At 28.9% G+C, this 14,810-nt stretch carries 12 protein-coding genes; 6 read left to right on the forward strand and 6 right to left on the reverse strand.

Going from position 1 to position 14,810, the window contains the following annotated elements:
• Positions 1 to 311 precede the first annotated feature (311 nt).
• Positions 312 to 1,775, forward strand: a complete 1,464-nt coding sequence (locus E6771_RS09320) for a nucleoside kinase (RefSeq protein WP_316091033.1) — start codon at positions 312 to 314, stop codon at positions 1,773 to 1,775.
• A gap of 175 nt (positions 1,776 to 1,950) precedes the next feature.
• Here the strand turns inward: E6771_RS09320 and E6771_RS09325 are convergent, their stop codons facing one another.
• Entirely contained in the window at positions 1,951 to 3,576 is a 1,626-nt protein-coding gene (locus E6771_RS09325; protein ID WP_316091034.1) for an ABC-F family ATP-binding cassette domain-containing protein, read from the reverse strand.
• A gap of 221 nt (positions 3,577 to 3,797) precedes the next feature.
• Here E6771_RS09325 and E6771_RS09330 point away from each other — a divergent pair, with 221 nt between their 5' ends.
• The 4 genes from E6771_RS09330 (at position 3,798) to E6771_RS09345 (ending at position 7,280) form a co-directional block, all read left to right on the forward strand.
• Entirely contained in the window at positions 3,798 to 4,757 is a 960-nt protein-coding gene (locus tag E6771_RS09330; protein ID WP_316091035.1) for an NADH:flavin oxidoreductase, read from the forward strand.
• On the forward strand, positions 4,738 to 5,904 hold the full coding sequence (earP, locus tag E6771_RS09335) for an elongation factor P maturation arginine rhamnosyltransferase EarP (protein WP_316091098.1): 1,167 nt from the start codon (positions 4,738 to 4,740) through the stop codon (positions 5,902 to 5,904). The genes E6771_RS09330 and earP overlap by 20 nt, the downstream gene beginning before the upstream one ends.
• Before the next feature lie 10 nt (positions 5,905 to 5,914).
• Positions 5,915 to 6,478, forward strand: coding sequence for an elongation factor P (gene efp, locus E6771_RS09340; RefSeq protein WP_316091036.1), 564 nt, complete (start codon positions 5,915 to 5,917; stop codon positions 6,476 to 6,478).
• A 67-nt stretch (positions 6,479 to 6,545) separates the two neighbouring features.
• Positions 6,546 to 7,280 (forward strand): hypothetical protein, encoded by a 735-nt coding sequence (locus E6771_RS09345; protein ID WP_316091037.1) that lies wholly within the window; start codon positions 6,546 to 6,548, stop codon positions 7,278 to 7,280.
• Positions 7,281 to 7,364: 84 nt separating this feature from the next.
• Here the strand turns inward: E6771_RS09345 and E6771_RS09350 are convergent, their stop codons facing one another.
• Both E6771_RS09350 and E6771_RS09355 read right to left on the reverse strand, forming a co-directional pair.
• Complete coding sequence (locus E6771_RS09350; protein ID WP_316091038.1) at positions 7,365 to 7,691, reverse strand: hypothetical protein; 327 nt, start codon at positions 7,689 to 7,691, stop codon at positions 7,365 to 7,367.
• Positions 7,692 to 8,014: 323 nt separating this feature from the next.
• Positions 8,015 to 10,375 carry a heavy metal translocating P-type ATPase gene (locus E6771_RS09355; RefSeq protein WP_316091039.1) on the reverse strand — a complete coding sequence of 787 codons (2,361 nt, stop codon included), beginning with the start codon at positions 10,373 to 10,375 and terminating at the stop codon, positions 8,015 to 8,017.
• Between the two features lie 327 nt (positions 10,376 to 10,702).
• Between E6771_RS09355 and E6771_RS09360 the strand changes: the two genes are divergently transcribed.
• Entirely contained in the window at positions 10,703 to 11,914 is a 1,212-nt protein-coding gene (locus E6771_RS09360) for an SAM-dependent methyltransferase (protein WP_316091040.1), read from the forward strand.
• A 254-nt stretch (positions 11,915 to 12,168) separates the two neighbouring features.
• Here the strand turns inward: E6771_RS09360 and E6771_RS09365 are convergent, their stop codons facing one another.
• The 3 genes from E6771_RS09365 to fabG all read right to left on the reverse strand — a co-directional run bounded on the left by E6771_RS09365 (position 12,169) and on the right by fabG (position 14,564).
• Positions 12,169 to 12,501 (reverse strand): hypothetical protein, encoded by a 333-nt coding sequence (locus E6771_RS09365; RefSeq protein WP_316091041.1) that lies wholly within the window; start codon positions 12,499 to 12,501, stop codon positions 12,169 to 12,171.
• Positions 12,502 to 12,589: 88 nt separating this feature from the next.
• Positions 12,590 to 13,798 (reverse strand): acetyl-CoA C-acetyltransferase, encoded by a 1,209-nt coding sequence (locus E6771_RS09370; protein WP_316091043.1) that lies wholly within the window; start codon positions 13,796 to 13,798, stop codon positions 12,590 to 12,592.
• A 43-nt stretch (positions 13,799 to 13,841) separates the two neighbouring features.
• A complete protein-coding gene (fabG, locus tag E6771_RS09375; protein ID WP_316091044.1) occupies positions 13,842 to 14,564 on the reverse strand; it encodes a 3-oxoacyl-[acyl-carrier-protein] reductase in 723 nt (240 codons plus the stop codon).
• Positions 14,565 to 14,810: the final 246 nt, after the last annotated feature.

Below are 14,810 nucleotides of genomic sequence, written 5' to 3' on the forward strand. Positions count from 1 at the left end.
TATAAGAAAGACAAGACATGCAGTAGCAGCAGGACTTTTAGCAGATCTGGCAGGATTATTAACAGCAGTATGGATTTGTAATATAATGTTTAGATAAAATAAAAATAACTGAGAATGGTTAAAATATTGAATTAGAGTCTAGGAATGTTTGAATATATATGCTAAAAAAATTCCAAAACTATATTTTTATATAAATCATTCTCTTTTTTTATTTAAAAAACAGAAAAATTTTTAAAATATCTGTTATAATATAAATGAGTTTTTAATAATATTATTAAAAAAGTTAAAATATAAAAAAATGAGGTGTTTTTATGGTAAAATTTGATCCTAAAAAGTATGCAGTAACATTAAAACTTGTTTTTCTAAAAGCAGTCTATGAAATTTTTCCAGATATCGAAGTAGAAATAGAACATTCTTTAAATAATGGAACATATGGAACTGTAACAAAGGGTGAAAAAATAACTGAAGAAGGTATTAAAAAAATAGATAAAAAAATGCAGGAAATAATAAAAAAAGATTATCCAATATTATTAGTATGTCAAGATAATGATGTTTTAAAAAGCAGAAGCAATGATATATTAAGAAAAGATATAAGAGTACTGCTTGAGAATTCTGGATGGACAGGAATGATGGAATATGAAATAAATGGATATTTTGATTTTGTTTATGAAGAACCATATCCTTCAACTGGAAATGTAAAATTATATGAAATTTCTCTATATAATGGTGGTTTTTTAATAAAATATCCAACAAAAGCTCCTGATGAACTTCCACCATATATAGATAATCCTAAAATGGCAAAAGTGTTTCAGGAAACTGGACAATGGAATAATATCTTAGATATATCAACAATTGGAACATTAAATGAAAAGATATTAAAAGGAGAAATTCCAGAATTGATTAGAATAAATGAAGCTCTTCACCATAAAAATATTAGCAAAATAGCAGATCAGATAACAGAAAATAAAGATATAAAACTGGTAACTATTGCTGGGCCTTCATCTTCTGGAAAAACAACTTTCAGTAAAAGATTATATCTTCATTTGAGAGCTAATGAAATAACTCCTATAATAATATCTTTAGATGATTATTATATTGGAAGAAAAAATGTTCCTCTTGATGAAGATGGAAATAAAGACTATGAAACTATTGAAGCTCTTGATTTGGAATTACTGAATGAAAATCTGAGAGAACTTGTGGCTGGGAAAGAGGTGGAAATACCAGAATATAATTTTGTAAGTGGAGAGAGAGAAAAAACAGGAAAATTGATGAAAGTTCCTGAACATGGACTTATAATTATAGAGGGAATACATGGGCTTAATGAAAAATTGACTGCATCAATACCTAAGAAAAATAAATTTAAAATATATATAAGTTGTTTAACACAGCTGAATATAGATAGACATAACAGAATAGCAACAAGTGATGTTAGAAAAATAAGACGTTTAGTAAGAGACAGTATGGCTAGAAATACCTTTGTTGAAGAAACTATTGCTATGTGGAATTCTGTAAGAAAAGGAGAAGAGAAATATATTTTTCCATTTCAAGAAGATGCAGATGTAATGTTTAATTCTAATCTAGTATATGAATTAGGAGTGTTAAAGAGATATGCTATAAGAGAATTGATAAAGATAAAAGTAGACAGTCCTTATTATGAAGAGGCAAAAAGACTTATGAAATTTTTGTATTGTTTTGTTGATATAGATTCTAAATATATTCCAGATGACTCAATACTTAAAGAATTTATTGGGGATAGTATTTTTTATAAATATTAAAAAAGATGATTTTAAATGAGGCTGTTGGAAGTTAGCAATTTAATTTACTAATTTCTATAGCCTCTTTTTCTTTTAGAAATCATTTTATAGATTTCTACTAATTTTTGCTCATTTAAAATGTTTTTATAATATAAAATCCTGTCAATATTTTCATAAAGACAGGATAATTATAGATTTATTCAGCATATAATTCTTCTAATCTTTGCTGCACATTTTCATCTTCAAGATATTCATCATAGCTCATCATCTTATCAAGAATTCCATTAGGAGTTATCTCAATGATTCTATTAGCAACTGTTTGAATAAATTCATGATCATGAGCTCCAAACAGGATAGTTCCTTTAAAGTTGATAAGAGCCTTATTTAATGATGTAATAGATTCTAGGTCTAAATGGTCATTTGGATTATCAAACATAAGTACATTAGCATTTGTGAGCATCATTCTAGAAAGCATACATCTTACTTTTTCTCCCCCTGAAAGAACTGTACAGCTTTTCATTGCCTCTTCACCTGTAAAAAGCATTCTTCCTAAGAAACCTCTTACAAAAACATCATGTTGATCAGGTGAATAAGGTCTTAACCAGTCTATAAGGTTAAGATTTTTATTTTCAAAGAATTTAGTATTGTCTTTAGGCATATAAGCTTGAGTTGTAGTAACTCCCCAAGTATATGTACCAGAGTCAGCTTCCATTTCTCCAGCCAATATAGATAGTAAAGTTGTTTTGACAATATCATTTTTAGCAAGAAAAACAACTTTGTCCCCTGTATTGATAGTGAATGTAAGGTTATCAAGTATTTTAATTCCATCAATAGTTTTAGTGAGATTTTCAACTTTAAGAAGATTGTTTCCAGCTTCTCTTTCTTGTTTGAATTCAATAAATGGATACTTTCTATTTGATACCTGCATATCTTCTAATTGAAGTTTATCAAGAAGTTTCTTTCTTGAAGTAGCCTGTCTAGATTTAGAAGCATTGGCACTGAATCTAGCAATGAATTCCTGTAATTCTTGTCTTTTTTGTTCAATTTTCTTATTTTTAGAAGAAAGAAGTTTTACCATAAGTTCATTTGATTCATACCAGAAATCATAATTTCCTACATACATTTTAACTTTTCCATAATCTATGTCAGTAATGTGAGTACATACTTTATTTAAAAAGTGTCTGTCATGAGATACAACTATAACAGTAGTATTATCAAGATCCATAAGGAAATTCTCCAACCAAGAGATAGCTTTGATGTCAAGTCCATTAGTAGGTTCATCTAAAAGAAGTACATCTGGCTGTCCAAACAAAGCCTGTGCCAAAAGTATTTTAACTTTTTCAGGTTCAGTAAGTTCTTTCATAAGTTTGTGATGAGAGTTGATTCCTATACCTAATCCCATCAAAAGAGTCTCAGCTTCAGTTTCAGCTTCCCAACCATTTAACTCAGCAAATTCTCCTTCTAATTCAGCAGCTCTTAAACCATCTTCATCAGTAAATTCACTTTTTGCATATATAGCATTTTTTTCTACAATAATATCCCAAAGTTTTTTATGTCCCATAAGAACTACATTAAGTACTTCATCTTCTTCATGGGCAAAGTGATCCTGCTTTAACACTGCCATTCTTTTATTTTTTTTATCAAAAATTATTTCCCCTTCTGTAGGATCAAGATCTCCAGAAAGTATTTTAACAAATGTAGATTTTCCAGCACCATTTGCTCCTATAAGACCATAACAGTTTCCAGGAGTAAATTTAAGATTGACATCTTCAAATAGTTTTCTTCCAGAAAATCTCATTCCAAGATTACTAGTAGCTATCATTTAATATATATCCTCCTATAAATTTTACTTTTATACATATTCAAAAAATCATTATATTATACCATAATTATTGACAATTTAGCAATAGAAGTTTAAGTTATATTAAAATATTTACTCAGCTTATTTTTTTAAATCTTATCTCTGAAAATGAAAAAGTTTGAAAGAAGTTATTAAAAATATGATATAATATTACATCAAAGCAAAATTTCAGAGAGGTAAAAATGCCAAAATTATTTGATAGTATAAATATAAAAAATATAAAAATAAGAAATAGAATAGTTCTTCCACCATTAGTAAGATTTTCAATGGTAGGAAAAGATGGTTTTGTCACAGACAGAGTAGTAGAATGGTATAAAGATGTTTGTGCTGGAGGAATTGGGCTGGTAATAGTAGAAGCCTCTGCTGTGGCAGAAGATGGAAAGCTGAGAGATAATCAGCTGGGGCTATGGGATGACAAATTTATAGCTGGACTTAAAAGAATAGCAGATATTTGTCATGAGTATGATGTTCCAGTCCTTATACAACTTCATCATGCAGGTTTTAAAGAGGGGATAAAAGATGTACCTGAGTATCTTTTAGATGAAATATTGGAAAGCTTTAAAAAAGCTTTTAAGAGGGCGAGAGAAGCAAGCTTTGATGGAATAGAAATTCATGGGGCACATACTTATCTTATATCACAGTTAAATTCTAGATTATGGAACTTACGAGAAGATAAATATGGTGGAACTTTTGAAAAGAGAATGTATTTTTCAAAAAAACTTATAGAAGAAACAAGAGAGATTTTTGATGATGATTTTATTTTAGGTTATAGAATGGGAGGAAATGAACCTGAATTAAAAGATGGGATAGAAATAGCAAAATATTTAGAAAAACTTGGAGTAGATATACTTCATATTTCAAGTGGTGTTCCAGATCCAAGATTTAAACAAGAAAGAAAGATAGAAATTCCAGCAGAATTTCCTTTGGATTGGGTAATATATATGGGGACAGAAATAAAAAAGAATGTAAATATACCTGTGATTGGGGTAAGAAAAATAAAGAAAGAAATAGAGGCAAGCTGGCTTATAGAAAATGAACTTTTAGATTTTGTAGCAGTGGGAAGAGCTGTAATAGCAAAGCCTAATTGGGCAGAAGCAGCCAAAAAGGAGTATGAAAAAAGAAATGGAGCTAAAAAGTCTTGATATATTTTGTGAGATAATAGATAATTTTGGTGATATTGGAGTAGTTTACAGGCTAGGAAAGGAATTTAGAAGGATATTTGGAGAAAATATAAAAATAAGAATTATACTTAACAGACTTGATGAATTTATTAATATAAATTCAAAGGTAAAAAATATTTCCAATCAAGAGATAGACGGAATTCAATATGTTACATATGAATATGTAGAGAAAAATATGTGTACTTTTTTTACTGCAAATGTTATAATAGAAGCCTTTGGGTGTACAATACCTGAGGAGTATATGAATGAAGCTTATGAGAATTCAGAACTGTTGATAAATCTAGAATATCTTTCAGCAGAAGATTGGATAGAAAGCTGTCATTTACAGGAATCACCAAGTGGAAAGGGTAAATTAAAAAAGGTATTTTTTATGCCTGGATTTACTGAAAAAAGTGGAGGAATAATAGCAGATTCACTTTATCTTGAGAGAATAAAAAAAGTAATTGAAAATAAAGAATACTATAAAAGAAAATATCTTGCAGAAATAGAAAATTTAGATAACAAAATTATAGGAACACTATTTTCATATGAGAAAAACTTTGCGCCACTGCTGAGAGATTTAAAGTCTTTAGATAAAGAAATAGTTATTTTAGCTATGGGAGAAAAGACACAGAAAGGGTTTGAAAACTTTTTTGAGAAAAATTTTATAGAAAAGCTTGGAAATATTTATAAATATGGTAAAATAGAGGTACAGTTCTACAAATTTTTAAGTCAGGAAGATTATGAAGAATTGATAAATCTGACAGATTTTAATTTTGTAAGAGGTGAGGACTCATTTATCAGGGCAGTACTCACAGGAAAGCCTTATTTATGGCATATTTACTGTCAGGAAAACTATGCCCATATGGACAAAATAGAGGGGTTCTTAGATAAATATCACAGGCAGTTAAAAGAAGCAGCTTCAGAAAAATATTTATCTGAATATAAAAAGCTTTTTAAAGATTACAATTTTAGAAGAGAAAATTCTTTAGAAGAAGGAAAAGAGGAATATTTATTTTTCTTCAATAATCTGAAGGAGATAGAAAGATACAATTCACTATTTAGAGATTTTCTTATCTCAAACTGTAATCTTATAAATAAAATAAAAGATTTTATAGAGAAATTTTAGGAGGTCAAAAATGAAAATAGCTCAAGAATTAAGAGCAGGAAGTACAATTAAAATTGGAAATGATCCATTTGTAGTTCTAAAATCAGAGTATAACAAATCAGGAAGAAATGCTGCAGTGGTAAAATTTAAGATGAAAAATCTATTAAATGGAAATATTTCAGATGCTGTTTATAAAGCAGATGAAAAAATGGATGATATCAGACTTGATAAAATTAAAACAGTTTATTCTTACAATGATGGAAGTTTCTATGTATTTTCAAATCCAGAAACTTGGGATCAAGTGGAGCTTAAGGAAGAAGATTTAGGAGATGCTATTAATTATTTAGAAGAAGGAATGGAATTAGATGTAATATACTATGAATCTACTCCAGTTGCAGTAGAATTACCTACTTTTCTTGAAAGACAAGTTGAATATACTGAACCAGGTCTGAGAGGAGATACTACTGGAAAAGTAATGAAGCCAGCTAGAATCAATACTGGATTTGAAGTTCAAGTGCCTCTATTTGTTGAACAAGGTGAGTGGATTAAAATAGATACTAGAACAAATGAATATGTAGAGAGAATCAAAAAATAATTTTAAATAAAGGCTGATCAAATGACTTGGGTCAGCTTTTTAATTATATTAATTAAGTGGGGTCAGTATGAATAGGAATAAATTTGATGCTATTTTAGAAAAAATAATAAAAGTTCATGGAGTGAAAATAGATAGGCAGAACTTTTTAAATAAAGAACTATCTAAATATTTTTCTGAAGATGTAGTAAAAAAAGCTATTCACAATAATCCAGCTATTGCAGGAATAGGAGTTTCTGAAATAAATAAAATAGCAGACAAGGTAATAGCATATGAAATAAGACAATCTACCCTTATTTCAACAATCATAGGTATTCCTGGAGGAATAGCTGTTGCAGGAACTATTGCTATTGATATTACTCAATATTTAGGACATATAATTAGAATAACTCAAAAGTTAGCTTATCTTTATGGCTGGAAAGATATGTTTGATAATAATGAGGAATTGAGCAAAGATACTATTGAGCATATGACTCTCTTTATGGGTGTGATGTTTGGAGTAGATTTGGCAGATAATGCTGTGGTCAAGCTTGCTCAAAGTGCTGCTTTAAATATTGAGAAGAAAATATTACAGAGAGCCTTGACAAGAAGTGCTGTATATCCAATAATCAAAAAAGCTGCATCTATATTAGGGATGAGAATCAGTCAGCAAAGTTTTTTTGCAGGAGTAGGAAAAACTATTCCTTATATAGGAGGTGTGGTTTCAGGAATAGTTACTTATATAACAATGAAACCCCTTGCTTTTAATTTGCAGGAAGCTTTATCTGAACTTCCTTTGGCAGATATAAGTTTTTATAAAAACTAGGTAATAAAAAGGATGATTTTTTAAGCATCCTTTTTATTTTTGATATATAAATTTTTAATGTAAAAATTTAAAAGTTATATTATTTCATAAATATTCATTATGCTTTTCATTTTCCTCATCTTCGTCCTCGTTTTCTTCACCGTATTTTTCAGGATTTAAGTAAATATGTTTATATGAAAGTTTTTTGAAAAGCTGATATAGAAATGAATTTATAAACATTCCAATAACTCCTCTGATAACAAGAATAATCATAAGCATATGTTCCAATTTAAAATTAAAATCTTGATAATATTTTAAATATTGTGCTGGTAAAATTAAAATGAGAGAGACAACAGTTGATAAAGCAGCAGAAGCCACCCAAGTTGAAACAAGAAATACTAAAAAATATGCAAATTTATAGTATCTGTCCATTTTAAAATATACAACATATGCAGCTAAAAAGAAAAATCCAAGAATAATACCAACAATATTAGTATTGTGGTAAAGGAGAAAACTGAGCCAGTAAGTCCCTGCTGTAATAAGCAGATAAATTCCTGATATTCCAAGAATAAAATAATCAAAATATTTTTCTTTTTCTCTCTCATAACATTCTTTTATATTTTTTTTTCATCATTTCTTTTTCCTCCAATTAATCTTTTATTTTAAATTATACCATTTTATTTTTTAAAATAAATCATTTTTAGTATTTCAAATGAAAAAAGATCAGATAAACTGATCCTTTTCATACTTTAAATTTAATTTCTTTTTATTCCTTGAGAAGCATTAAGAACAGCTAGTAGAGATACTCCAACATCTGAAAATATTGCCATCCACATGTTTGCTATACCAAATACTCCAAGTATCATAACTATAACTTTTATTCCAAGTGCCATAATTATATTCTGCATAACAACCTTTTTATTTTGCTTTGCTATTTTTAATAATTCAAGTATTTTAAAAGGTTCATCTTTCATTATAACAACATCAGCAGCTTCTATAGCTATATCACTACCTACTCCACCCATTGCTATTCCTACATCAGCTAGAGATAATACAGGAGCATCATTGACACCATCTCCTACAAAAACAACACCTTTATTATTTTTAGATTTGATTTCTTCAAGTTTGCTTACTTTATTTTGTGGTAATAGTTGAGAATATATATTTTCAGGATTTAATCCAAGTTTTTCTCCAACTACTGCACCTATTCTGTCACTGTCTCCAGTAAGCATATAGCTTTGAATACCAGATTTTTTTAATCCTTCTATAGTCATAGGAGAATCTTCTTTTATTTCATCTGAAATATATATATATCCTAGAAATACATTATCTTGTGCTACATAAAGAACAGTACCAGCATAGTGTTTTTCTTCAACTTCTATATTATATTCTTTCATAAGTTTATAGTTACCTATAAGTATCATTTTGCCTTCATAATAAGAAAGTACTCCAAATCCAGAAAGTTCTTTGTAACCTTCTATATATTCTTCATTTACTTCTATATTTCCATAACTTATAATAGCCTTTCCTATTGGATGATTAGAATAGAATTCACCTATTTTAGCTGTTTTTAAAAGATTATCTTCATTTCCGTTTACGGCTTCAAGTTTATCTATTTTAAATTTACCTTTAGTAAGAGTACCAGTCTTGTCAAAAACAACAGTACTTATTGCAGTAAGGGCCTCAAGGTAATTTCCACCTTTAATAAGAATACCACTTTTAGAAGCTTTTCCTATACTGCTGAAGAAAGTAAGAGGTACAGACAATACCAATGCACATGGACAAGATATAACAAGGAATATTAATGCTCTTCCAAACCACATATTGAAATTACCAAATAATGCTGGAAATCCTAGTCCAACTATCAGAGCTATTGCCACAACTATTGGAGTATAATATCTGGCAAATTTTGTAATAAACTTTTCTGATTCAGCTTTTTTATTACCTGCATTTTCTACCATTTCTATTATTTTATTGATAGTAGAATCATTGAAAAGCTTTGTGACTTTTACTTCAAGAACTCCAGCACCATTTAAACTTCCGCTTAGAACCTCACTGTTTACAGTCACATCAGCAGGAACAGATTCTCCAGTAAGAGCAGCAGTATTCAAATCACTTTCACCTTTTACAACAATTCCATCTACTGGAACTTTTTCTCCAGATTTTATAATTATAATATCTCCAATTTTTAATTTTTTTGGAGAAATTTTTATTACTTCACCATTTTTATCTCTTATATTTGCATAATCAGGTCTTATGTCTAAAAGCTTTTCAATAGATTTTCTTGAATTTTTTACAGCTGATTCTTGGAAGTATTCTCCAACCTTGTAGAAAAGCATTACTCCAACTGCTTCAGTTGTTTCGCCAAGATAAAATGCTCCAAATGTAGCAATAGTCATTAAGAAATTTTCATCAAGAAAGTTACCTTTTGTAATATTCTTAAATGATTTGAGAACTACATCACCACCTAAAATAATGTATGCTGCTATTGAAACACCTAATTTTATCATAGGAAAAGGTTTGAGAAAAATAGAAATAATAAATAAAACAGCTCCAATAATTAAAAGTAATTTTTCTCTTTTCTCTTCAGCTTTTTCTAATGCTAATTCTTTTTCTCTTTTGGCTCTTGCTTCATCATTATCAGCTTCAGTTTCAGCTTTGTATATTAGAGTTCCAGGTTCTAATTTATCAGCTATTGTATTTACTTGCTCTAAGAAACTTTCTTCATCAAAAGATGGATCAGTTTCAACAGTTATATTTTTCTTATAAAGATCAAGATTACTATTAATAACACCTTTCAGTTTAGAACTTTCATGCTGTATTTTAGCAGCACATCCAGCACAACCTAAGTTTTCTACAACATATTCTCTTGTTTTGATTTTATCATTTTCTTTTTTATATATTTTAGTTCCAGGTTCAAGTTTAGCTGCAATTTTATTGATATTAGACAAAAATTGTTTCTCATCAAAATTCTCCTCAGTTTCAATTATCATTTTTTTCTTGTAAAGATCAAGATTACTGTTCAATATACCAAACATTTTTGAACTTTCATGTTGTATCTTAGCAGCACATCCAGCACAGCCAAGATTATCAACTGCATACTCTCTTGTTTTCATATCTATCCTCCATAATATTATCTATTATTTAATTAACCTACAAGGTATATAGTATATACCCCCATACCCTATATATAAAATATCACATTTATCTCTCTTTGTCAATTGGTAATAAAAGATATTTTTATTTTCTAGTTCTCTAAAAATATATAAATTTAATTTACTCATCTTTTTGTTTTTCTTTAAATCTACAAATGAGCAGAATATTGTTCATACTTTGAACAATACTGAGTCTGTAGTTTTAAAGAAGTGGACATTATTTCTGTCATATGATAAGATTAATAGAGATCCTTTGAGGCTTAATATCAAGGTAAAGGAGTGATAGAAATGAAAGTAAATAAGGAATATATAGAGAATTTGTTCGCTGACATTATAGATAAGAATATTTTTATTAAAGGTATTATTTCAAATCCTTTAAATAAAGATTACCCATATTCAAAAATAAATATAAAGCCACTGAAAATGAAAAATGAGATATTTATACAATTTGAACAGTTTAAGGATAATAAAGCTTTTCATGAAAATATATGTATTGATTCTTCAAAAATAAAATTCTCTGAAATATTAGATAATTTTAAGCAGATACTGATATCTGTAAATGGGAGTGATTATCAAATATTGAAAGGAAAAAATGATTTTATTCTGAAAAAATCTGATAATACAAAAACTTTAAAGACTTTAGAACATAATAAAAAGAAAAATTATATACTTGAAGAGGGAAATCCAGTATCCTTTCTTATAAAACTGGGAGTAATGGGAGAAAAGGGAGAAGTTTTTAAACAGAGTTATGATAAGTTCAGACAGATAAATAAATATCTTGAATTTATAGATGATACAATAAAAGAACTTCAAAATAAAAAACTTATTAGTTCTCATGTTAAATTTGTAGATTTTGGATGTGGAAAATCATACCTTACTTTTGCACTTCACTATTATTTAAAAAATATAAAAAACTTTACTTTTGAAATAATTGGATTGGATTTAAAAAAAGATGTAATAAAGAAATGTAATGATATAGCTAAAGAGCTAAAATGTGAAAATTTGGAGTTTTTAACAGGAGATATTAAAGATTTTGACAAACTTCAAAATGTGGATATAATATTTTCTCTTCATGCTTGTAATAATGCTACAGACTATGCACTGCTGAAAGGTCTGGAATTGAATGCAAAAGCTATTCTTGCAGTTCCATGCTGTCAGCATGAATTTAATGATAAAATAAGTGCCAATAAGAAAAATAACTTTTTTACATTTCAGCTTCCTATTGGAAAACATGGAATACTTTTAGAAAAATATGCAACTATTGCTACAGATGCCTTTAGAGCCCAGGCATTAGAATTATGTGGATACAGAACTCAAGTTATGGAATTTATAGACATGGAGCATACCCCTAAAAATACTCTTATCAGAGGGATAAAAGAAAAGATAACAACAGAATCTTTAAAGAAAAAATTTGAAGAATACGGGAAGTTTAAAGAATTTTTAGGAATAGAACCGCTTTTAGACAGCCTTCTTTCACCATATTTTTTAATAAAGCTATAAAAAAAGAGGATAGTGTATAAGAGAAATATAATTTCAGAATTTTTTATTGAAAAGGTTTTTCATTTAATTAGTTTTTAAAACTTATAAAAATAAATAATTGCAACATTTTCACTGCTGTATTTTGGTAATTACAGTGATGAAAATAATTTCATTCAAGTAATATTATTTTTAAGTTTTATTTCTTTTGTTTAATTATATAAACCTTTCTAATTTCTAAAATTTACTTCACTCTTTAGCTATCCTCTTTTAAATTTTTACCACCATCTATGATGTCTTCCTATTCTGTATCCACCATAACCTATTCCTCCAATAAGAACAGTATTAACTAAATTATCTCGTCTTTGCTCTCTTTTTTCTCTTTCAATAGCTATCTGTTTTTCAAATTCCAGTTTTTCTTTCATAAGTTGTAATTCTATTTCTTCTTTACTAGGAGTATTTCTTGCTATTTCTTTTTCACGATTTGAATCAACTAACTGTTTATATTCATTAAATTGTTTTATTCTCATTTCAACACTATCTTTAGGTACAGATGCTGCAAAAGCAATACCACTCATAATGACGCATAAAAATAATATTTTTTTAAACATTATCATCACCTCTCTTATAATAATTATATCACAATTAAACAAAAAAAGAAGCTGGTTTTTTACCAGCTTCTTAATCAATAGAATTTAATTAATCAACATTTTTAAGAATTATAGCAGTTCCCATTCCTCCACCAATACATAGAGAAGCAAGTCCGTAAGTTAATCCTCTTTTCTTCATTTCATATATTAAAGTAACCATAATTCTGTTTCCAGAAGCTCCAACTGGATGTCCTAAAGCAATGGCTCCACCATTAACATTAGTTTTATCATTGAACCATTCTCTATCTACACCATGTTGTGCAGATAACTCTTTCATAACTCCTAAAGATTGAGAAGCAAAAGCCTCATTTAATTCAATAAGTTCCATATCTTGAAGTTTCATTCCAGCTTTTTTAAGGGCATTTCCAATAGCAGGAACAGGTCCCATTCCCATTATTTGAGGATCTACTCCACCTATACCAGTAGCAACTATTTCAACTAAAGGTTTTAGATTGTATTTAGCAACTGCTTCTTCAGAAGCAAGTACCATCATAGAAGCACCATCATTCAATCCAGAAGCATTTCCAGCTGTAACAGTTCCATCTTTTTTGAAAGAAGGTCTTAATTTAGCTAATTTTTCAAGATCAGTTTTTCTATTTGGATATTCATCTGTATCAACAACAATATCACCTTTTTTAGTGCTGATAGTAACAGGAACTATTTCATCTTTAAATCTTCCAGAATCAACAGCAGCTATTGCTTTTTGTTGAGAACCAAATGAGAATGTATCTTGCTCTTCTCTTGTAATTCCATACTTAGCAGCTATATTTTCAGCAGTTATTCCCATATGAACATTTGAAAATGCATCTGTAAGAGCATCAAATACCATATGATCTTTCATAACAATATCAGCCATTTTATGTCCATTTCTTACTTTTCCTGGAAGAATAAATCCAGCATTGGACATAGATTCAGTTCCACCAGCAAGGATAAGATCCGCTTCTCCTGCTTTGATATTAGCATATGATGAAATGATAGTTTTCATTCCACTTCCACATATAATATTCAAAGTATAACCAGGAACTTCTTGAGGTACACCAGCTTTTATAGCTACCTGTCTTCCTACTCCTTGTGCCTGACCTGCTTGTAATACATTTCCAATAACTACTTCATCTAGATTTGCTGGATCAATTTTTGCATCTTCAATAACCTGTTTTGCAACAACAGCTCCAAGTTCACTAGATGATAAAGGGGCTAAACTTCCTAAAAAACTTCCTATAGCAGATCTTTTTGCTGCCACAATGTATACTTTACTCATGAAATCCTCCTACATCTAAATTTTATTTTATTTATAAAAAAAATTAAATAACTAGTCCTCCAGTTACAGGTAAAACTTGTCCTGTAATGTATGAAGCTTCATCACTTGCTAAAAATAAAATAGCATTAGCCACATCTTCAGCAGTTCCAAACCTTGCTAATGGAGTTCTTTCCATCATTCCAGCAACTACTTTTTCTGACAGTACATCAGTCATTGGACTTTCAATAAATCCAGGTGCTACACAGTTTGCTCTGATAGCTCCTCTTCTTGCTAATTCTTTTGCCCAAGTTTTAGTCATAGCTATAACTCCACCTTTTGTAGCTGAGTAATTAGTTTGGGCTAAATTACCATATAATCCAACTACAGATGAAAGTGTAACTATTGATCCTGATTTATTTTTTGACATAACAGGAGCAACAGCTTGAGTCATATTAAATACTCCCTTTAAGTTAACATTGATAACTGCATCCCATTGTTCTTCAGTCATTCTTTGTAAAAGAGCATCTTTAGTAATACCAGCATTATTTATTAATATATCTATTCTTCCATATTCAGCAGCTATTTTTGCAACAAATTCTTTTATAGCAGCTCTGTCAGTAACATTCAATATTTCATGTCTTACATTTGGCTGTTCATATACAGCTTCTCCCATATCACAAGAGATAACCATTTCTGCACCTTCAGCAGCAAACTTTTCAACAACAGCTCTTCCTATTCCCCTAGCACTTCCAGTAACCAAAGCAATTTTTCCTTTTAATCTATCCACTATTTTCCTCCTTAAACTTTCAGCATAAACTTGAGCTAAATAATATTTTATTTTAAACACTTATGATAAGTATAATTTTTTTTTCATCAAAAGTCAATAAGAACATTATTCAGAATACACTGTAGATGATATATTAGGATAATTAGTTTCAGAACAATACTGATATCATATTTTTTTAAATTACAATAAATTTATTTCTGAAAGAAGTAATATAATTATTGAATAGTGACTACAATTGTTGTAAAA

The sequence above is a fragment of the Fusobacterium sp. genome (assembly GCF_032477075.1).
In the GTDB taxonomy this organism is placed as follows: Bacteria; Fusobacteriota; Fusobacteriia; order Fusobacteriales; family Fusobacteriaceae; genus Fusobacterium_A.

What these genes read in the sequence shown, in the direction of transcription:
- E6771_RS09320 (WP_316091033.1), top strand. Translation starts at nt 312, where the DNA reads ATGGTAAAATTTGATCCTAAAAAGTATGCAGTAACATTAAAACTTGTT.
- E6771_RS09325 (WP_316091034.1), bottom strand. Translation starts at nt 3,576, where the DNA reads ATGATAGCTACTAGTAATCTTGGAATGAGATTTTCTGGAAGAAAACTA.
- E6771_RS09330 (WP_316091035.1), top strand. Translation starts at nt 3,798, where the DNA reads ATGCCAAAATTATTTGATAGTATAAATATAAAAAATATAAAAATAAGA.
- earP (WP_316091098.1), top strand. Translation starts at nt 4,738, where the DNA reads ATGGAGCTAAAAAGTCTTGATATATTTTGTGAGATAATAGATAATTTT.
- efp (WP_316091036.1), top strand. Translation starts at nt 5,915, where the DNA reads ATGAAAATAGCTCAAGAATTAAGAGCAGGAAGTACAATTAAAATTGGA.
- E6771_RS09345 (WP_316091037.1), top strand. Translation starts at nt 6,546, where the DNA reads ATGAATAGGAATAAATTTGATGCTATTTTAGAAAAAATAATAAAAGTT.
- E6771_RS09350 (WP_316091038.1), bottom strand. Translation starts at nt 7,691, where the DNA reads ATGGACAGATACTATAAATTTGCATATTTTTTAGTATTTCTTGTTTCA.
- E6771_RS09355 (WP_316091039.1), bottom strand. Translation starts at nt 10,375, where the DNA reads ATGAAAACAAGAGAGTATGCAGTTGATAATCTTGGCTGTGCTGGATGT.
- E6771_RS09360 (WP_316091040.1), top strand. Translation starts at nt 10,703, where the DNA reads ATGAAAGTAAATAAGGAATATATAGAGAATTTGTTCGCTGACATTATA.
- E6771_RS09365 (WP_316091041.1), bottom strand. Translation starts at nt 12,501, where the DNA reads ATGTTTAAAAAAATATTATTTTTATGCGTCATTATGAGTGGTATTGCT.
- E6771_RS09370 (WP_316091043.1), bottom strand. Translation starts at nt 13,798, where the DNA reads ATGAGTAAAGTATACATTGTGGCAGCAAAAAGATCTGCTATAGGAAGT.